Source organism: Isoptericola sp. NPDC056134 (assembly GCF_042264825.1).
Taxonomy (GTDB): domain Bacteria; phylum Actinomycetota; class Actinomycetes; order Actinomycetales; family Cellulomonadaceae; genus Isoptericola; species Isoptericola nanjingensis.
The window spans coordinates 137,384-156,250 of record NZ_JBHJVM010000007.1 but is presented as its reverse complement, the minus strand read 5'-3'; the positions used below and the strand labels follow the sequence as shown (position 1 = coordinate 156,250).

At 72.4% G+C, this 18,867-nt stretch carries 18 protein-coding genes and 2 riboswitches; of the genes, 10 read left to right on the top strand and 8 right to left on the bottom strand.

The features are described from left to right. Nucleotides 1-101 precede the first annotated feature (101 nt). On the bottom strand, nucleotides 102-569 hold the full coding sequence (locus ACFCZN_RS09400) for a hypothetical protein (protein ID WP_429764351.1): 468 nt from the start codon (nucleotides 567-569) through the stop codon (nucleotides 102-104). Nucleotides 570-728: 159 nt separating this feature from the next. On the opposite strand from ACFCZN_RS09400, the gene ACFCZN_RS09395 reads away from it, so the two are divergent. Beyond that, a complete protein-coding gene (locus ACFCZN_RS09395) occupies nucleotides 729-2,075 on the top strand; it encodes an MFS transporter (RefSeq protein WP_429764352.1) in 1,347 nt (448 codons plus the stop codon). Between the two features lie 28 nt (nucleotides 2,076-2,103). Here the strand turns inward: ACFCZN_RS09395 and ACFCZN_RS09390 are convergent, their stop codons facing one another. Then, complete coding sequence (locus tag ACFCZN_RS09390) at nucleotides 2,104-2,937, bottom strand: MHYT domain-containing protein (RefSeq protein ID WP_430556591.1); 834 nt, start codon at nucleotides 2,935-2,937, stop codon at nucleotides 2,104-2,106. Nucleotides 2,938-3,069: 132 nt separating this feature from the next. Then, on the bottom strand, nucleotides 3,070-4,254 hold the full coding sequence (gene serC, locus ACFCZN_RS09385; protein WP_430556590.1) for a phosphoserine transaminase: 1,185 nt from the start codon (nucleotides 4,252-4,254) through the stop codon (nucleotides 3,070-3,072). A gap of 147 nt (nucleotides 4,255-4,401) precedes the next feature. On the opposite strand from serC, the gene ACFCZN_RS09380 reads away from it, so the two are divergent. From ACFCZN_RS09380 to ACFCZN_RS09365, 4 genes are all read left to right on the top strand, one after another. Further along, nucleotides 4,402-5,121 carry a metal-dependent transcriptional regulator gene (locus ACFCZN_RS09380; protein WP_430556589.1) on the top strand — a complete coding sequence of 240 codons (720 nt, stop codon included), beginning with the start codon at nucleotides 4,402-4,404 and terminating at the stop codon, nucleotides 5,119-5,121. A 131-nt stretch (nucleotides 5,122-5,252) separates the two neighbouring features. Beyond that, nucleotides 5,253-5,430: riboswitch (cyclic di-AMP (ydaO/yuaA leader) on the top strand. Nucleotides 5,431-5,433: 3 nt separating this feature from the next. Then, entirely contained in the window at nucleotides 5,434-6,225 is a 792-nt protein-coding gene (locus tag ACFCZN_RS09375) for a C40 family peptidase (protein ID WP_429764356.1), read from the top strand. 190 nt (nucleotides 6,226-6,415) lie between these two features. Then, nucleotides 6,416-6,602: riboswitch (cyclic di-AMP (ydaO/yuaA leader) on the top strand. Then, complete coding sequence (locus ACFCZN_RS09370; protein WP_429764357.1) at nucleotides 6,603-7,415, top strand: C40 family peptidase; 813 nt, start codon at nucleotides 6,603-6,605, stop codon at nucleotides 7,413-7,415. It abuts the riboswitch before it with no gap. 171 nt (nucleotides 7,416-7,586) lie between these two features. Then, nucleotides 7,587-8,555 (top strand): universal stress protein, encoded by a 969-nt coding sequence (locus tag ACFCZN_RS09365; RefSeq protein WP_430556588.1) that lies wholly within the window; start codon nucleotides 7,587-7,589, stop codon nucleotides 8,553-8,555. Nucleotides 8,556-8,611: 56 nt separating this feature from the next. On the opposite strand, the gene ACFCZN_RS09360 is transcribed toward ACFCZN_RS09365, so the two are convergent. The 3 genes from ACFCZN_RS09360 to ACFCZN_RS09350 form a co-directional block, all read right to left on the bottom strand. Further along, nucleotides 8,612-9,514, bottom strand: a complete 903-nt coding sequence (locus ACFCZN_RS09360) for an endonuclease domain-containing protein (RefSeq protein WP_430556587.1) — start codon at nucleotides 9,512-9,514, stop codon at nucleotides 8,612-8,614. 129 nt (nucleotides 9,515-9,643) lie between these two features. Then, nucleotides 9,644-10,480: an ABC transporter permease gene (locus ACFCZN_RS09355; protein WP_430556586.1), complete on the bottom strand. Its 837-nt coding sequence runs from the start codon at nucleotides 10,478-10,480 to the stop codon at nucleotides 9,644-9,646. Beyond that, nucleotides 10,477-11,508, bottom strand: coding sequence for an ATP-binding cassette domain-containing protein (locus ACFCZN_RS09350; RefSeq protein ID WP_429764644.1), 1,032 nt, complete (start codon nucleotides 11,506-11,508; stop codon nucleotides 10,477-10,479). The genes ACFCZN_RS09355 and ACFCZN_RS09350 overlap by 4 nt, the downstream gene beginning before the upstream one ends. Before the next feature lie 117 nt (nucleotides 11,509-11,625). On the opposite strand from ACFCZN_RS09350, the gene ACFCZN_RS09345 reads away from it, so the two are divergent. Continuing rightward, complete coding sequence (locus tag ACFCZN_RS09345; RefSeq protein ID WP_430556585.1) at nucleotides 11,626-13,038, top strand: serine hydrolase domain-containing protein; 1,413 nt, start codon at nucleotides 11,626-11,628, stop codon at nucleotides 13,036-13,038. Nucleotides 13,039-13,045: 7 nt separating this feature from the next. Here the strand turns inward: ACFCZN_RS09345 and ACFCZN_RS09340 are convergent, their stop codons facing one another. Then, entirely contained in the window at nucleotides 13,046-13,819 is a 774-nt protein-coding gene (locus ACFCZN_RS09340) for a GntR family transcriptional regulator (RefSeq protein ID WP_429764362.1), read from the bottom strand. Between the two features lie 336 nt (nucleotides 13,820-14,155). Here ACFCZN_RS09340 and ACFCZN_RS09335 point away from each other — a divergent pair, with 336 nt between their 5' ends. From ACFCZN_RS09335 to ehuA, 4 genes are read left to right on the top strand one after another with little or no spacing between them, the layout of a single operon-like run. Next, nucleotides 14,156-15,082, top strand: coding sequence for a transporter substrate-binding domain-containing protein (locus ACFCZN_RS09335; RefSeq protein WP_429764363.1), 927 nt, complete (start codon nucleotides 14,156-14,158; stop codon nucleotides 15,080-15,082). A gap of 4 nt (nucleotides 15,083-15,086) precedes the next feature. Continuing rightward, complete coding sequence (locus ACFCZN_RS09330) at nucleotides 15,087-15,833, top strand: amino acid ABC transporter permease (RefSeq protein ID WP_429764364.1); 747 nt, start codon at nucleotides 15,087-15,089, stop codon at nucleotides 15,831-15,833. Beyond that, entirely contained in the window at nucleotides 15,830-16,477 is a 648-nt protein-coding gene (ehuD, locus tag ACFCZN_RS09325) for an ectoine/hydroxyectoine ABC transporter permease subunit EhuD (protein ID WP_429764365.1), read from the top strand. Before ACFCZN_RS09330 ends, ehuD begins: the two co-directional genes overlap by 4 nt. A 34-nt stretch (nucleotides 16,478-16,511) precedes the next feature. After that, a complete protein-coding gene (ehuA, locus tag ACFCZN_RS09320) occupies nucleotides 16,512-17,300 on the top strand; it encodes an ectoine/hydroxyectoine ABC transporter ATP-binding protein EhuA (protein WP_429764366.1) in 789 nt (262 codons plus the stop codon). A 96-nt stretch (nucleotides 17,301-17,396) separates the two neighbouring features. Here the strand turns inward: ehuA and ACFCZN_RS09315 are convergent, their stop codons facing one another. After that, the gene (locus ACFCZN_RS09315) at nucleotides 17,397-18,596 is read right to left on the bottom strand and encodes a hypothetical protein (protein ID WP_430556584.1); all 1,200 of its coding nucleotides are present in this window, start codon (nucleotides 18,594-18,596) and stop codon (nucleotides 17,397-17,399) included. Between the last annotated feature and the right edge of the window lie 271 nt (nucleotides 18,597-18,867).

Sequence of the window (18,867 nt, the reverse complement as noted above, 5' to 3'; positions counted from 1 at the left end):
GGGGCTGGCCGCCGCGGCCGGACCCCAGAGAGGTGTTTGGGTTGGGCGTTTTCCTTTTTTTTTTTGGAAAAAGGGCACAAACCCCCACCCACAAGGGAAGGTCAGGCGGCGGTGTCGACGGCCACGCGGCCGTCGGCGAACGTCATGCCCTGCACGACGGTGCCCGGGTAGCGGGCGGCGAGCAGCCGCTGCACGTCCAGCGCGATGCGGGCGTCGGGGCGGATCTGCACCGACCCAGCGGGCAGGCCTTTCGCGGCCAGCACGGACTCGATGCGGTTCTTCGCGAGCCCCAGCAGCTTGTGCGCGGGCAGGCCGCCGGCGCTGGCGTCGACCGAGAGCACGGCGACCCCGCCGTCGAAGCCCTCGACACGCAGCCGCGACCGGACGGCGGGCACCAGGCGGGTCGCGAGCTTGAGCGGGCCGGGCAGGTTCTTCACCCCCCGTGCGTCGGCGACGACCTCGAGCTCGTCACCGGCGCCGCCGACGGACGTGACGAAGCGGGGCAGGGTCCGGCCTCCCAGGAGGCCGAGTTCGTTCAGGGTCTCCGCAAGGGACATCTCGGTGCGCACGGCGCATACCGTACTGGACAAGGCGGGAGGCGTGGGACGCGTCACTCCCCGGGCGGGGAATAGAACGATTCGATAGTCTGTTGCCACGGTCGACGACACCCCGAGGAGAAGGAGATCCGTGGCCCCCGCGAGCGACGAACAAGCCGGGGAGCTCGACCGATGAGCGCCACCTTCTCCTCCCTGAGGTACACGAACTACCGCATCTGGTTCGCGGCCGCCCTCGTCGCCAACGTCGGCACGTGGATGCAGCGCATCGCCCAGGACTGGATCGTCCTCACCGACCTCAGCGACGACTCCGGCATCGCCGTCGGCCTCACCACGGCCCTCCAGTTCGTGCCGTTCCTCCTGCTGTCCCCGTGGGCGGGCGTGCTCGCCGACCGGCTGCCGCGCCGTCGTCTCCTCATGGCCACCCAGGGCGGGATGGGCGTGCTGGCCCTCGCGCTGGGCGTCCTCGTGCTGTCCGGGCGGGCGGAGCTGTGGCACGTCTACGTCTTCGCGCTCCTGCTCGGCGTCGTGTCCGCGCTGGACAACCCCGCGCGACAGACCTTCGTCGCCGACATGGTGCCGGCCTCCAAGCTGCCCAACGCCGTCGGCCTGAACAGCGCGTCGTTCAACGCCGCGCGCCTCATCGGGCCGGGCGTCGCCGGGCTGCTCATCGCCGCCGTCGGTGCCGGCTGGGTGTTCATGATCAACGGCGTCACCTTCGGGGCGACGATCGCGGCCCTGGCCCTCATGCGGGTCAGGGAGCTGCGGCCGCAGGCGGCGGCGCCGCGCGCCAAGGGGCAGATCCGCGAGGGCGTGCGCTACGTGCGCCAGCGGTCCGACATCGTCGTGATCATGGTCGTGATGTTCGTCGTCTCGACGTTCGGCCTGAACTTCCAGCTCACCTCGGCGCTCATGGCGCGCGTCGAGTTCGGCCGCGGGGCGAGCGAGTACGGCATCCTCGGCTCGGTGCTGGCGATCGGCTCCCTCGCGGGGGCGCTGCTCGCCGCCCGCCGGGACCGCCCGCGGGTGCGCCTGGTGATCGGCTCGGCGTTCGCCTTCGCGGTCACGACGGCGGTGCTCGGGCTCATGCCCACCTACTCGTCGTTCGTGCTGGCGTGCATCCCCGTGGGGCTGGCGTCGCTCACGATGATGACGGCGGCCAACAGCGCGCTGCAGGTCTCGACCGACCCCGTGATGCGCGGCCGGGTGATGGCGCTCTACATCATGATCTTCCAGGGCGCGACGCCGATCGGGTCGCCGATCGTCGGCTGGATCGGCGAGGCGTGGGGCCCTCGCTGGTCGATCCTCGTGGGCTCGATCGCCACGTTCCTCGTCGCCGCCGGCGCGACCGTCTGGGCGGTGCGGCGCTGGCACCTGCGGGTGCGCTACCGGGTGCTGTCCCGGCCCCACCTCGAGGTCGTCTACCTCGACCGCGAGGTGCTCGACGGCGTCACCACGCGCGACGGTGTGCGGCGCGAGCTGAGCCGCGCCGACGCCGAGCGGGTGCCGACGACGGCCTGACCCGCTCGGACGGCGCCCGGACGACCGCTCAGTGCCGGTGCGCGGCCGGCTCGTGGCGGGAGGAGCGACGCGGCGGCGGGGTGATCCCGTGGGCACGCCGCTGCATCCGCGCCTCGAACTCCTGCTGGTCGCGCATCTCCTCCTCGTTCGGCCACATCAGGACGACGAAGATGAGCGCGACCGTGAGCGCCGCGATCCCGAGGATGAGCGGGCCGAGCAGGTCGATGGCGGTGGTGCCGGTCGTCGGCACCCCCGGCGTCCCGGTGATCGTCAGCGCCGCCATGCCGGTGTAGTGCATGCCGCTGACGGCGACGCCCATGATGAGGGCCGCGCCGAGCGTCGCGGCGCGTCCGCGCACGTTCACGCTGAGCCAGAGGGCCGCCGTCGCCGCGACGATCGCGATGAGCACGGAGAGGCCCACCACGGGCAGCGAGAACTCCATGTGGCCGGTCATGCGCATGGCGGCGATGCCCATGTAGTGCATCGCCGCGACGCCGAGCCCGGCGACGATGCCGCCGGAGATCAGCCACAGGGGCCGGTCGCCCGCGAAGCCGACGAGGAACAGCCCGAGCGCGACGACGACCACGGCCACGAGGGCGCTGAGGATCGTCTGCGGCACGTCGTAGTTGATCGGCATGTCCGTGACCGTGAAGCCGAGCATGGCGATGAAGTGCATGACCCAGACGCCCGTGCCGCCGATCGCGACGGAGGCCACCAGCAGCCATGCCGCGCGCGTCGTCGTGTCCGTCGCGGCGCGGGCGCGCGCCGTCGCGGACAGGCCGGTCGCCGCCCCGAGGCACGACGCGACGTACGCGAGCAGCGGGGTGATCAGCCCGTAGGTGAAATGGTGCATCTCCGGCATGCGGGGTCTCCCGGATACATCGCCTGTCTGTGACGAGGCGGCACGTTATCAGCCCGTGACCTGGTGGGTGAAAAACGTCCGCTGACCGGGGGCGATGCAAGGCGTGTCCGGGCGGGGCCGCCGGCGGAAGCCTCAGCCGAGGTGCGCCACCACGTGGTCGACGCACGCCGTGAGGGCACGGACGTCGTCGGGTTCGACGGCGGGGAAGACGCCCACGCGCAGCTGGTTGCGGCCGAGCTTGCGGTACGGGAACACGTCCACGACGCCGTTCTCCCGCAGGGCGCGCACGACGGCGGTGGCGTCGATCGCGTCGTCCAGGTCGATCGTCGCCACGACCGTGGACCGCTCGGCCGGGTCGGCGACGAAAGGCGTCGCCCAGTCGCGCGCGTCCGCCCAGTCGTAGAGCACGCCGGCGGACTCTCCCGTGCGCGCGCTCGACCACGCGAGGCCGCCCTGCTCCAGGAGCCACTCGACCTGCTCGGCGAGCAGCACCAGCGTCGCGACCGCCGGCGTGTTCAGCGTCTGATCGAGGCGAGAGTTCGCGAGCGCGGTCGTCAGCGACAGGAACTCCGGCACCCACCGCCCGGTGGCCGTCCCGGCGGACGCCTCCACGCGCTCGGCGCGCTCGACCGCGGCGGGCGAGCAGGCGGCGAGCCACAGGCCGCCGTCGGCCGCGAAGACCTTCTGCGGGCCGAAGTAGTAGACGTCGGTGTCGGCGACGTCGACGGGCAGCGCGCCCGCGCCCGACGTCGCGTCCACGAGCAGCAGGGCCCCGTCGGCGCGCGCGCCGGGCACCTGGCGCACCGGCGCCATCGCCCCCGTGGAGGTCTCGTTGTGCGGCGTCGCGTACACGTCGACGCCGTCGGCCGGCGTGAGGTGCGCCACGGTGCCGGGCTCGGCCGACACCACGTCCGGGTCGGCGAGGAAGGGCGCGCGCGTCGTCGCCGCGGCGAACTTCCCGCCGAACTCCCCGAACACGGCGTGCTGCGCGCGGCGCTCGACGAGGCACGCGGCGGCGACCTCCCAGAACGCCGACGAGCCGCCGTTCCCGAGCGCCACCTCGTACCCGTCGGGCAGGGCGAACAGCTCGCCGAGGCCTGCGCGGACGCGCCGCACGAGGTCCTTCACCGCCGGCTGCCGGTGCGACGTCCCCAGCACCGGGGCCGCCGGGTCGCCCGCCGCGGCCAGCGCGGCCACCTGGGCGGGGCGCACCTTGGACGGGCCGGAACCGAACCTGCCGTCGGACGGGAGCAGCGACGCGGGGATGACCACGCTCGGGTGGATCGAACGGCTCGGGTGGCTCGACGCAGCGGGCATGGTGTCTCCGGTTCCGGGCGAGTGGGAGCGGTCGTGGGTGGGGCAGGGCAGGATGTCTCGTCGGGAGCGCGCACGACGGCGCCGCGCGACCCGTCCTGCGCCCACGCGTGCGAATAGACTAGGCCGCGCCGAAAGACGGGAGTGGACGTGACCGACCTGATCGACACCACCGAGATGTACCTCAAGACGATCTACGAGCTCGGTGAGGAGGGCATCCCGCCGCTCCGCGCCCGCATCGCGGAGCGACTGGGGCACTCCGGGCCGACGGTGTCGCAGACGGTGGCGCGCATGGAACGCGACGGTCTCGTCGTCGTGACGGGCGACCGGCACCTGGAGCTCACCGAGGCCGGGCAGGCCAAGGCGACCCGCGTGATGCGCAAGCACCGCCTCGCCGAGCGGCTCCTCACCGACGTCATCAAGCTCGACTGGGAGCACGTGCACACCGAGGCGTGCCGCTGGGAGCACGTGATGAGCGACCTCGTCGAGAAGCGGCTCGTCACCCTGCTCGACCACCCCCACGTCGACCCGTACGGCAACCCGATCCCGGGGCTGTCCGAGCTGGGGGAGCAGTACCAGGACGTGCCGTTCCTGGAGGGCGTGCAGTCCCTGCCGGGCGTGCTCGAGGCGCGCCGGGCGAAGGGCCTGACGGACGGCGACGGCGTCGAGCTGGTGCTCCAGCGGATCGCCGAGCCGCTCCAGGTGGACATCGAGCTGCTGGCGCGTCTCGCCGAGTCCGGCCTCGTGCCGGGCGCGCAGATCGTCGCGCGCACCGCGGGCGAGGACGTCGCGGTGGAGGTCGAGGGGTCCGGCATCGTGCTCGACCTGCCCGAGGAGCTGGCGAAGCACCTGTTCGTCGCGAGCCGCTGACCTGCGGTCCGGCTCCTGCGCCGGGCCGGCACGCCACATCGTGACCGCAGCGTGACATCGCCCGGGGTTGTCCGGTACGGTCGGGGCGCTCGCCGGAGTTCATCTTGCGGGCGCTCGACCGGACCGCCGAACCCTGCCACCGGCCGAGCTCCACGGACATCCGCACGGCAGGAGCGGGGGACCCACTTCGGGCGTCGGAGACGACGTCCTCGGGGTGAAGCCGGACGGGCCCGGTCACGGGAACGGACGGCCGGGTGTTTCTCCCACCCGAACCCGACAGCTGACCTCGCAGGCGACAGGAGAGGTAGACACGTGAGCGCACGCACGAACCACGGCCGGCACCGCGCCGCCCGTCGTCCGATCGCCCTCGCCCCGTCCGGCGCCGCAGGCCGCCGTGTGGCCGTGGCCGCCGCCGCCGGTGGCCTCCTGGTCTCGACCTTCGCCAGCGCGGGTGCCGCGCAGGCCGCCCCGGTCGACACCGACGCCGCCAAGAAGCTCAGCACCGTCGACCTCGGTGCCCTGACCGACCAGGCCCGCGAGGCCCTCGAGGCCGCGCCGGTCGTCACCGTCGACGCCAAGGCCAAGGTCGACGTCGAGAAGGTCACCGCCAAGATCGCGGCCGAGGCCGAGATCACCCCGGCGCCCGAGCCCGAGCCGGAGCCCGTCGTCGAGCAGGTCGCCGACACGTCGTCCACCGACGACGCGTCCCGGTCCTCGGAGACGGCGTCCCGCTCCGACGAGCGCGAGGCCGTCGAGGCGCCGGCGTCCGCCAACGGCTCCGCGATCGTCTCCATCGCGATGCGCTACGTGGGCGTCCCGTACGTCTCCGGCGGCAGCAGCCCGTCCGGCTTCGACTGCTCCGGCCTCACCCAGTACGTCTACGCGCAGGTCGGCATCAACCTGCCGCGCACCTCGTCCGCCCAGCGCAACGCCGGTACCGTCGTCTCCGCCTCCGAGGCGAAGCCGGGCGACCTGGTCTGGACCCCGGGTCACGTCGCGATCTACGCCGGCGACGGCATGCAGATCGACGCCCCGAAGCCGGGCGACGTCGTGAAGTACCGCGCCATCTGGCAGTCCAACCCCACCTTCATCCGCGTCGGCTGAGTCCGTCCGACACGCTCCCGGAGCCCCGTCGCGCCCTGTGCGCGGCGGGGCTCCGTCGTGCGCGGGTAACCGGTTCGACCTGGGTGGATGCGACCTACGGCACGGTGTCCACAGGTGCTGTGACCGAAACGTGACATCGACTCCCGGGTCCGCTACGGTGTCAACCACTCGGCGGGTGATCCGCCGGGTCTCGACCGGAACGCCGAGCCCTGCAGCCGGTCGGGGACCTTGACCGCACGCAGGGGCGGGGGACCCAATTTCGGGCGCTGTTCCACGGCGTCCTTGGGGTGAAGTCGCACGGACCTGGTCCGTGAGGCCGGGTGTTTCTCCCACCCGAACCCGACAGCTGACCTCGTAGGCGACAGGAGAGGGAACACGTGAACGCACGTACCACGCGCGCCCGGCACCGTGCCGCGCGCCGTCCGCTCGGCGGGCTGGTCCAGAGCGTCAGCTCCTCGGTGACCGGTCGTCGGGCCGTCGTCGCCGCAGCTGCCGGTGGCCTGCTCGTCTCGACCTTCGCCAGCGCGAGCGCCGCCCAGGCGGCCCCGGTCGACACCGACTCGGCGAAGAAGCTCAGCACCGTCGACCTGGGCGCCCTGAGCGACCAGGCCCGCGAGGCGCTCGAGGCCGCCCCGGTCGTCACGGTCGAGGCCAAGGCCAAGGTCGACGTCGAGACCATCAGCAAGAAGGCGATCTCCAAGTCGGAGATCACCCCGGCCCCCGAGCCGGAGCCCGAGCCCGAGCCGGTCGTCGAGGAGGAGAGCACCGAGCGCTCCACCCAGACCGTCTCCCGCACCGCGGAGCGCACCGAGGCGCCGGCGGCAGCCGAGACCTCGTCCAGCTCGTCGCTCGGCCAGCAGGCCGTCTCGATCGCGATGCGCTACATCGGGACGCCCTACGTCGTCGGGGGCGCCAGCCCGTCCGGCTTCGACTGCTCGGGCCTCACGTCCTACGTCTACGGCCAGCTCGGCATCGACCTGCCCCGGACCTCGTCCGACCAGCGCTACGCCGGCACGGAGATCCCCTTCTCCGAGCTGCAGCCGGGCGACCTCATCTGGAGCCCGGGCCACATCGGCATCTACGCGGGCGACGGGATGGTCGTCGAGGCCTCCCGCCCGATCAACTGGGAGACCGGCTACCACAAGATGTGGCAGTCCGAGTCGGAGGCCGTCGCCCTGCGCGTGTTCTGACGCCACGCGGCCAGCCGCACCCGGACCTCGTCGACCCTCGTGCTCCCGAGCACGGGGGTCGACGTGTCTGGGCGCCGCTTTGCTGTGCCTTGCGCCATCCTTTCGCTACGCTTGAACCAGGCGCCCTCGACGACGAGGGTGAGCTCCTCGCCAGCGGACAGGAGGCGCGAGATGACACGGCCTGAGGTCGTCCTGGTAGGTGTCGACGGGTCTGCAGCCAGCCTGCACGCCCTCGACTGGGCTGCCGCGTACGCGCGGCGTGTGGGATGGGGGCTGCACGTCGTCTGTTCCTACTCGTTGCCGTCGTTCACGGCCGCGTCGCTCGACGGCGGGTACGCCGCCCTGGACGACACCGCGATCCAGGAGGGCGCCAAGGCGGTCCTCGCCGAGGCGGAGGAGCGCGTCGCCGCCAGCGGGGTCCCGGTGACGGGCACCGTGGCGACGGGAGACGCCGCCGGCGTGCTCGTCGAGATGTCGCGCGAGCACGCGCTCGCCGTCGTCGGTACCCGGGGCAAGGGCGGGTTCACCGAGCGGTTGCTCGGCACCGTCTCGTCGGCCCTGCCGGCGCACGCGCACTGCCCCACGGTGGTGGTGCCGTACCGCGGCGACGGCGGCGGCAGCACCGACGCCGCGGAGCGTCGCGACGGCGACGCGGTGCACGAGGTGCGCCGCATCGTCGTGGGTGTCGACGGGTCGCCGTCGGCCGAGGTCGCGCTGAAGCACGCCGTCGCGCAGGCGAGGGCGTGGGACGCGGAGCTCGTCGCCGTCGCCGGCGTGCCGCTCGGGGGCGGGGCGGGGATCCTGGCCTGGCTGCCGTCGCAGATCGACCACGAGACCGTCCTTGCCGACGTCAAGGCCGGCCTCGACGTGACCGTGGACCGAGCCCAGGCGGCGAACCCGGGCGTGACGATCAAGCGGCACGTGCTCGACGGCACGGGCGCCGAGCTGCTCACCGAGTTCTCCACGGGCGCCGACCTCGTCGTGGTCGGCTCCCGCGGACGCGGGGGCTTCCGCGGTCTGCTGCTCGGGTCCACCAGCCAGGCGGTGCTGCACCACTCCGCCTGCCCGGTGCTGGTCGTGACGCGCAAGTGCGACGAGGAGCTCGACCAGGACGGCACGGACTCCGCCTCCGCCGCCTGACGCTGTGAGCGGGCGTCTGGCCCCGATTCGTGACCGAATCGGGGCCAAACGCCCGCTCACACGAGCGACTTGGCGCGCAGGGCGCCGCGGACCCGGGCGACGAGCTGCTCAGGCCGGCGGAGGTCCTCCGCGACGACGACGATGACGGTCCAGCCGAGCGCCTCCAGGAGCCGGCGGCGTCTGATGTCCTCCTGCCACTGCTCGCGATCGGTGCGGTGGTGGTCACCGTCGTACTCGATCGCGACCTTCTGTTCCGGGTAGAGCAGGTCGACCCGCTTGACGTAGGTCCCGTCGGGCGCGAACACGACATCGTTCACGCGGGGACACGGGAGGCCGGCGTCCACGAGCAGCAGCCTCGTGCGTGTCTCGGTCGACGAATCGGTGTTCGGCCGCAGCCGGGGGATCGCGTCCCGGACCTGGACGATGCCTTTGACCTTGTGCGTCCGCGCGCTGATGTCGAGCAGCTCGGCCGGCGACGTCAGCCGGTGCTTGCGCCGCATCATCGCGTCGCCGAGGACGACCACATCGTCCGCCAGGCGGAGCTCGCAGGCGACGTGAGTGAACGTCTGTGCGGGCGTCGTCACGAGGAGCCCGTCGATCTCCACGGTGTCGAGGAACGACTGCCGGGTCCAGTGCGCGACGACGCCGGGGCGTCCGGTCCTGTCCTCGCTGCGCATGGTGACCACGTGCAGGCGCGTGTCGTCAGCGTGGGTCCACGGGCGCTCGACGCGGAGCAGGTCGAGGGCGGTCGTGTGGCTGAACGCGACGTCGTCGTCGAGCGTGAGGCGCAGGGCCCGGCACCGGTCGTGCAGCTCTGTGACGGACCCGGCAGGGAGCCGCACGCCTGTGAAGGGAGCGTCCCACCGCCGTCCGGCGCGGAGCTGCTTGCGGCTGAGGCCCGCTCGCAGGGCGTCGGCCACGGTGAACGGGGACGCGCTGTCGCCGACGAGGTCATCCATCGGCACAGCGTGGCGAGCGGAGACGGAGTCAGGGGCGCGTCATCCACAGGTTTCCGTTGTGAGCGGGCGTTTGGCCCTGATTCGGTCGCGAATCAGGGCCAGACGCCCGCTCACAACAGTCGGGCGGGGTCAGTGGCGGGTGCGGTACAGGTGCATGGTGATCGGGCCGAAGACGGCGGTGAGGACGACGGAGGCGACGAGCACCCAGACGATCTCGCCGCCGTCGGGGGTGCCGGCCATCAGCCCGCGCACGGCGGTGACGAGGTGCGTGACCGGGTTGATCTCGACGAATCGCTGCAGGGCGGCGGGCATCGTCGAGGGGTCCACGAAGATGTTCGACGCGAACGTCAGCGGCATCAGCACCATCATCGACACGCCCATCACGGCGTTCGGGGTGCGCAGCAGCAGGCCGAGGATCGTGAAGATCCAGCTCAGCGAGAAGGCGAAGACGAGCAGCAGGAGCACGCCGAGCACGACGCCGACCACCCCGCCGTCGGGGCGGAACCCGAGGATCAGGCCGAGCCCGATCGTCATGACCGACGCGATGGAGTAGCGCACGGTGTCGCCCAGCAGGGCACCGACGATGGGCGCCGGCCGCCAGATCGGCAGCGAGCGGAACCGGTCGAAGACGCCCTTGGTGATGTCCGTGTTGAGCGTGTAGCCCGTGTACACGGTGACGATGACGATGGTCTGCACCAGGATGCCGGGCAGCAGGAACTGGATGTAGGCGGACGTGGACCCGGCGAGCGCGCCGCCGAACAGGTACGTGAACATCAGCGTGAAGATCACGGGGGAGACCAGCACGTCGAACAGCTGCTCGGGCACGTGCTTGATCTTCAGCAGCGCGCGCCACCCGAACGTCAGGGTCATGGAGAGCGCGGACGGTCGCGTCGGCGGCTCGGTGAGCGCGACGGCCTCGCGCAGCGTGGTGGTCGCGATCTCGGTGGGTTCGGCGGACGCGGTCATCGGGACACCTCCTGGGCGTCGGCGGGCTCGGCCTCGTCGTCGGCCGGCAGCGGCTTGCCCGTCAGGGTGAGGAACACCTCGTCGAGGCTCGGCTGGCCGAGCGTGAACTCCGGCACGGCGATGCCCGCCTCCCCGAGCGCGGGCAGCAGCTGCGCCACCGAGTCGGCGCCGTCGTCGGGGACGCGGGCCGACAGCGCGTAGGGATCGGTGGGCAGGGTGGGCTCGGTGCCCAGCACCTTCTCGACGACGCTCGCCGCGGCGGACCGCTGGCCGGCGTCGGCCAGCCGGATCGACACCGCCCCCTGGCCCACGGAGCGCTTGAGCTCGGTCGAGGTGCCCTCCGCAATGACGGTGCCGTGGTCGATGACGGCGATGCGGTCGGCCAGCTGGTCCGCCTCCTCGAGGTACTGGGTGGTGAGGAGCACGGTGGCGCCGTCGGCGACGAGCACCCGCACGATGTCCCACACCTGGTTGCGGCTGCGGGGGTCGAGCCCGGTGGTGGGCTCGTCGAGGAAGAGCACGCGCGGCGCCAGCACGAGCGAGGCGGCGAGGTCGATGCGGCGCCGCATGCCGCCGGAGTACGTCTTGACCTGCCGGGGGCCGGCGTCCGACAGGCTGAAGGCGTCGAGCAGTCCCTCGACGCGGCGCCGCGCCGCCGCCCCGGTGAACCCGTACAGGCGGGCCAGCATGAGCAGGTTCTCGGTGCCGGTCAGGTCCTCGTCGACGGACGCGTACTGGCCGGTGAGCCCGACGGCGGAGCGGACGGCGTCGGCGTCGGCCACGACGTCGTGCCCCAGCACGCGCGCGGTGCCGGCGTCGGGGCGCAGCAGCGTGGCGAGCATGCGCACGACCGTGGTCTTGCCGGCGCCGTTCGGCCCGAGCAGCCCGAAGACGCTGCCGGTCGGGATCCGCAGGTCGACGCCGTCCACGGCCTTGGTGACCTGCTTGCGGGTGGTGAAGTGCTTGACGAGCCCGCGGGCGTCGACGGCGAGGTCGTCGCGCGGGGGGCCGGGGTCTGACGCGGACATGGGATCTCCCGTGATGTCGGTGACGTGCGTCACGTCCCAGGCTAGGACGGACCGCCGACGCCGAACTCATCGGCGACGGACGAGGAGCGGCGCGGCGGCCGTGGCAGGGTGTCGCCCATGACCACGGAGCCGATGACCACCGAGCCCGCGACCTGCCACCTGTTCGACCCCGACCACCTCGCCGCGTGGGTCGGCACGCAGGCGGGCTTCGCGCGCGTGCCGGGCGCGCAGTACGCGGTCCGCGTCGGGGACGACGTCGTGCTCGAGGGCGCCTGGGGCGTCGCCGACGTCGCGACCGGCGAGCCGCTGCGCACGGACCACGTGTTCCGGGTGGCGTCGCACTCCAAGACGTTCACGGCGACGGCGGTGGCCCGGCTCGCGGACCGCGGCGCGCTCCGCCTCGACGACCCGTTCGACGCGCACCTGCCCGACCTCGCGGGCACCGCCGTCGGGCGGGTCACCCTGCGCGAGGCGCTCGGCCACACCGGCGGCGTGCGGCGCGACGGCACCGACGCCGACTTCTGGCAGCTCGGCGCGCCGTTCCCGGACCGGGACGCCCTGGTGGCGGCGGTGCGGGCCGACGGGCCGGTCCTCGGCCGCGGCGAGGGCTTCAAGTACTCGAACCTCGCCTATGGGTTGCTCGGGCTGGTGGTCGAGGCGGTCACGGGGACGGCGTTCGCGCGGCACGTGCGCGACGACCTCCTCGCCCCGCTCGGGCTGGGGCGCACCACGCCCGAGCTCGACGACGCCGCGCCCGCCGTCGTCGGGCACTCCGCCCTGGGCGTCGCCGACGACGGGCGGCTGCCGGTCGCGCCCGTGCGCACGGGCGCGCTGGCCGCGGCGACGGGGTTCTGCTCGACGGCGGCCGACCTCACGCGGTGGTTCGCGGCGCACGCCGAAGGCTCCGGCCTGCTGCGGCCGGAGACGCGTCGCCTGCTGCAGCGGGACGAGTCGGCGATCGACCGCCCGCACGCCCGGCCGCGGCGCTACGGGCTGGGCTTCGAGGCGCGCGAGATCGAGGGCCGTCGCGTCGTCGGGCACGGCGGCGCGTTCCCGGGCCAGCTCAGCCGCACCTGGGCCGACCCGGCCGGGGGCGTCGTCGTGTCCGTGCTGACGAACGCGGTCGACGGCCCGGCCGACGCGATCGCGACCGGCCTGTTCGCGCTGGTCGCGACCGCCCTCGACGCCGGCGCACCCACGGCCGAGGAGGCCGCCGTCCTGGGCCGCAGCACGGGCCGGTTCGCCAACCTGTGGGGCCTGACGGACCTCCTCCGGCTGGGCCGGGACGTGTGGCTGATCGACCCGCGGCGCGAGGACCCGCTCGCCGGCGCCGAGCGCCTGGTCGTCGACGGCGACGCCCTGCGGCTGCCCGTCGAACCGGGGTTCGGGGCGCCGGGGGAGCCGGTCGAGGTGCTGCCCGGCGACGACGGCCGGCCGGCGGGGATCGTCGTCGCCGGGGTCACCTCGTGGCGTGCCGAGGACTACGAGAGCGAGCGCCGCGCGCAGCTCGCCGCCCGGCACGGGGCGTGAGCACCGGTCACGGCTCGGGGAACGTCGGGGTGATCGGGTCGAGGCGCGGCGCCGGGGACGGGCGGGGCTCGTCGAACGTCTCGACCTCGACGGTCTCCGGCTCGAGCAGGCGGGCGACGGCGTCCTCGAGGTTGGTCCGGATCGCGGCGACGAGGCCGTCGGCGTCGCGGGCCTCGAAGCGCTCGACCAGCTCGACGTGCGACTCGGCGGCGTCCTTGCGCACGGCGTAGTCCTCGCTGAGCGTGAAGCTCGCGATGCGGACCTCCACGATGAGCGTCGTCATCCAGCGCAGCAGCCACGGGTTGCCGCCGGCCGCGACGAGCGACCAGTGCACGTTGAGGTCGGCGTCGCCCACGCGGCGGGCGTCTTCGCTGCGCTCCGCGTCGACGAGGGCGTCGTGCGCGGCGCGGACGGCCGCGACCTGGGCCGGGGTGGCGCGCTCGACGGCGAGGGGCGCGGCCGACGTCTCGACCGTCGTGCGCGCCTCGTACAGCGCGCGCACCCGGTCGGCCCCGATGCGGACCACGCTCAGCCCGCGGCCGGGCACCGAGCGCAGCAGGCCCTCCTGCACCAGGCGCTGCGCGGCCTCGCGGAACGGCCCGCGGCTGACGCCGAGCTGGCTCGACATCTCGACCTCGCGGATCGGCGACCCCACCGCCAGGGCGCCCGAGTAGACGGCGTTGCGCAGCTCGACGGTGATGAGGTCGACCGTCGACGGGCGCGTCACCGGCGTCAGGAACGGCGCGCTGCCGACGGGGGCCGGCGACGACGATGGGGTCATCTGCTCTCCTTTCAGGGCGGCCGGGGACCGTCCGACCGGGACATATCATCCCGCGCCGCGGCCCCGGCCCAGATCGTGACCCTCTTGTGACCATGGCATGACCGGCGTTTTCGGGCATGTCGGTCTCGTTCACGACGATCGTTCGTCGCGGCGACGCCGCTCTGACCTGCGACGACGCCGAACGGAGCGCGTCCTGGCGACCCGCCCTCGCTGATTGTAGACAATCCGACATGTGGATACATAGATTGTCGTACCGTCGGCATCGCGGCTACCGTGTCGCACCGTTCAGACCAACGGCTCGGCGCGGACTCCCGCCGGGCGACGAAGGGAGACACCGTGTCGTCCACCAGGACCACGAAGCGCCGCCGGGCGATCCTCGCTGCCGGTTCCGTGCTCACCATGACCGCGCTGGCCGCCTGCTCGAGCGTCGACGGCGGATCGGGGGACGACGGGGGCTCGGCGCTCCAGACGATCCAGGACGCCGGCACCGTCAACGTCGCGTACAACGGCGAGAAGCCGTACAGCTACGACGACGGCGGCGAGCTCACCGGCGCGACGATCGCGCTGGACAAGAAGGTCTTCGGCGAACTCGGGGTCGACGAGGTCGAGGGCACCCAGACCGAGTGGAACTCGCTCATCCCGGGTCTCAACGCCGGGCGCTACGACACCGTGAGCGCGGGCATGTCGATCCTGCCGGAGCGCTGCGAGCAGGCGGCGTTCGCGGAGCCCACCATCATGTACACCACGGCGTTCCTGGTGCCGGAGGGCAACCCCGACAACCTCACCGACTGGCAGTCGGTGGAGGACTCCGGCCTCACCGTCGCCGTGACGAGCGGCGCGATCGAGGACGGCTACGCCCAGAAGACCGGGGTCAAGACGATCACGGTGGGCGACTCGACCGACGGCCTCAACGCCGTCGTCTCGGGCCGTGCCGACGCCTTCGCGCTGACGGGCATCTCGATCCGAGCGCTCGCCGACAGCACGGACGAGCCGGTCGAGGCCACCGACGCCTTCGTCGCGACCATCGACGACGTGCCGCAGATCGGCGCGGGTGCCGAGGTCTTCCGCAAGGGCGACACCGAGCTGCTCGAGGCGTACAACGAGAAGCTCAAGCCCATCCTGGAGGACAAGGAGCAGTGGCTCGAGATCATGGAGCCGTTCGGCTTCACCGAGGCGGAGTACCCTCCGCCCGGCCTGACCGCGGACATGCTGTGCGAGGGCGACCTCGCGAAGATCTCCGACGAGCTGGGGCTGGATTCCTGACCACATGTCGGACGATCTCCAGGCACTGATCGACAGTCTTCCCAATCTGGGCAGCGCCGTCGTCGTCACGCTCGAGATGACGATCGGTGGTGCCGCACTCGCCATGCTCGTCGCACTGGTGCTGGGGTTCGGCTCGCGTACCCGCTCCCTCTGGGTGCGCGGGCCGTCCCGCGTCGTCATCGAGTTCTTCCGGGGCACCTCGCTGGTGGTCCAGATCTTCTGGCTCTTCTACGTGCTCCCGGTCTTCGGGTTCAAGATGGAGGCGCTCGCCGTCGCGATCGTCGCGCTCGGGCTCAACTACGGCGCCTATGCCGCGGAGGTCGTGCGCGGTTCCATCGAGTCCGTCCCGACGGGCCAGTGGGAGGCCGCGACGGCGCTCAACATCGGCACGTTCCACAAGGTGCGTCGCGTGATCTTCCCGCAGGCGTGGGCCCTGATGATCCCGCAGCTCGCCAACCTGCTGATCCAGCTGCTCAAGGGCTCGGCCCTGGCGTTCTACATCACCCTGCACGACGTGTACTGGTGGATCGACGAGCTGCAGCGGGACACGAGGGACACCTTCTTCAGCTACGGCGTCGGCCTCGTCATCTACTTCGTGATCGCGTACATCCTCACGTGGGGGATGAACTGGGCCGAGGAGCGGGCCAAGCGCCGGCTCGGCCGCGGCACTCGCCCACGCCTGCGTGACGTCTTCGGCCTCAAGCCGGGCGTCCCGACGGAGATCGCCCGCGTGAAGGGGGGTGTGGCATGAACGACGACGCCATCTGGAACTGGGACACGGCATGGGATGTCCTGCCGGCACTCCTGCGCGGCCTGGTCGTCACCATCGAGGCGACGGTCGTGGGCATGGTGATCGCCTCGATCCTGGGGCTGCTCATCGCCCTGGCCATGCGTGCGCCGACGCGGTGGGTGCGCGCGCCGTTGCGGTTCGTCGTCGACTTCATCCGCATGACGCCGCTGCTGGTGCAGCTCGTCTTCGTGTGGCTGCTGCTCGTGGACGTCCCGCCGCTCGTCATCGGGTTCGGCGTGCTCGGCGTGCACTACGCCACGTACATGTCCGAGGTGTACCGGGCGGGCATCGAGGCGGTGCCGCGCGGCCAGTGGGAGGCGGCCACCGCGCTGAACCTGCCCAAGGGGCGCACCTGGCGCGCCGTCATCCTCCCGCAGGCGATCCGGAACACCTTGCCCGGGCTGGGCAACTACGCGGTCTCCATGTTCAAGGAGACGCCGTACCTCTTCGCCATCACGGTCGTGGAGATGTACCAGGCCGCCCAGCAGTACGGTGCCCTGAACTTCTCCTACATCGAGCCGCTGACCCTGGTCGGGGTGCTCTTCCTGCTGGTGAGCTACCCGACGTCGCTGCTCGTCCGCCGGATGGAGGCGCGCCTTGCCTGACCCGACGACCACGACCTCCCCTGGGAGCCAGAACATGACCAACGCCTCGAACGGCACCCCCGCCATCGAGTTCAAGGACGTCGTCAAGCGCTTCGGCGACAACGTCGTGCTGGACAAGCTGAACTTCAGCGTCGCGAAGGGCGACCGCGTGACGCTGATCGGCCCGTCAGGATCGGGCAAGACGACGATCCTGCGCCTGCTGATGACCCTCGAGGAGGCGAACGGCGGGCTCATCCTCATCGACGGCGACCCCTACACGCACGAGTACAAGGGCGACAAGTGGGTCGACATCCCGGAGAAGCGCCGCCGTGAGGTGCGCAAGCGCGTGGGGATGGTCTTCCAGCAGTTCAACCTGTTCCCCAACATGACCGTGCTGGAGAACATCATCGAGGCGCCGATCCACGTGCTCGGCAAGAGCAAGGCCGAGGCCGTCCAGCGGGCGGAGGAGCTGCTCGAGCAGGTCGGCATGACCGACAAGCGGGACTTCAAGACGAACCAGCTCTCGGGTGGTCAGCAGCAGCGCGTCGCCATCGCGCGGGCCCTCGCCATGGACCCGGAGATCCTGCTGCTCGACGAGGTGACCTCGGCGCTCGACCCGGAGATCGTGGCCGACGTGCTCGGCGTGCTCCGCGAGATCGCCCGCACCACGGACATCACGATGCTGCTCGTGACCCACGAGATGCAGTTCGCCCGCGACGTCTCCAACCGCGTGCTGATGTTCGACCACGGCAAGATCGTCGAGGAGGCCGACCCGGAGACGATGTTCACGAACCCCGGGCACGAGCGCACCCAGGAGTTCCTCAAGGCCGTGCTCGGGAACTGACCCTCCCGGGCTCCGAACAGGCGGTTGCTCCCGTTCTCGCGCGTCACGGCGCGTCAGGACGGGAGCAACCGCCTGTTCGGCGTCTCGGGGCCCGTGTCAGGACGCCGGGGTGGGGGTCGGCGTCGCGGCGGGGTCCTGCTCGGCGTCGGGGACGGTACCCCCGGTCCCCGTGCCGGCGCCGGTGTCCGTGCCGGTGTCCGTGCTGCCGTCCGACGAGTCGGACCCGTCACCGGCGCCCTCCGCCGGCTCGTCGGTGTCGGTGCCGCCCGTGGGCTCGTCGGTCGGGGTGTCGGTCTCGGTGCCGTCCGTCGGCTCGTCGGTCGGCTGGTCCGTGGTCCCGTCGGTGGTGCCGTCGGTCGGCTCGTCGGTCGGCTGGTCCGTGGTCCCGTCGGTGGTGCCGGTGGTGGAGTCGTCGGACCCCTGGTCGCCGGTGCCCGTGCCGGAGTCGTCCTCGGGCACGTTCGTCGGGTCCTCGGCGGGGCTCGTCGGGGCGGGCACGGTGGTCGAGTCCTCGGAGCCGTTCGAGGTGCGGCTGATGCTGGTGCCGGACCCCTCCTGACCGCGCACGGCGTCGGACAGCGGCTTGCCGATGACGAGCTCGACGACCAGCACCACGCCCATGACGACGACGAACAGGGCCGCCGCCGACAGGGCCAGCACCTTCTTCGTGCCGTGCTTCTCCACGAAGCGCAGCCAGGCGTTGCGCGGCTCCGGCTCCTCGCACTCGGGCGCGTCGTCGCCGGCGGCCGTCCCGCCGTCGGGCCCCGCGCCGTCGTCGGCCGCGAGCTCGGTGCCGACCGCGCCGACCGGGCCGAGGGGCCGGGTCTCCCCGAGCACCTGCGTCGAGTCGAGCGGCGCGGTGGCGTCGAGCGGCTGCGCCCCGGCGACGGTGCCGTCGGCCAGGGTGTCCGCGGCGTCCGACGTGCTGACCACCGTGCCGCGCGCCGTCGTGGCGGTGCCGCTGACGCGGATCGCGGCGGTGCGCGAGCGCCCGGCGCTCGGGCCGGTGCGCGCCACCACCTTGGTGACGACGGGCTTGAGCTGCTCGTGCGTCTTCTCGATCGAGCGCGTGTAGAGGAAGTTGCCGATGACCGTGATGACGCTCGCGAGGCCGGCGCCGATGATCGTCCCGGCGACGCCGAAGAAGGACATCAGCACCGTGGCGCTGACCGCGGCGAGGGCGCTCGCCACCACCTGGGTGAGCGAGAGCCGGGTCTTGGCGGGGGCGTCCTTCGCGTCGTCGTGCGGCTCGTCGACGGGGGCGCCCGGGGCGGAGTTGCGGGGGGAGGAGGTCACGGAGCGTCGGGTCCAGGTCGGGGTCGTCTGTCCGACGCCCGCCGCACCCGCCGGCACGAAGGCCGCGCGCCGCGGGCTTCGGCGTCTGCCGCGGGCGTCCCCAGCAGCCTAGGCCGGGCGTGTGCAGGTCGCAGCGGGCCGTCGTGACCCGCCCCGAGAGGAAGCGCGAAGATCCTGTGATCCCGCAGGCCCGGGGGGGTGGTGTGGGGGGGGGAGGGCAGTTCTTGCCCTCCCCCCCACGCAAAACAACCCCCCCCCCCCACCCACCCCG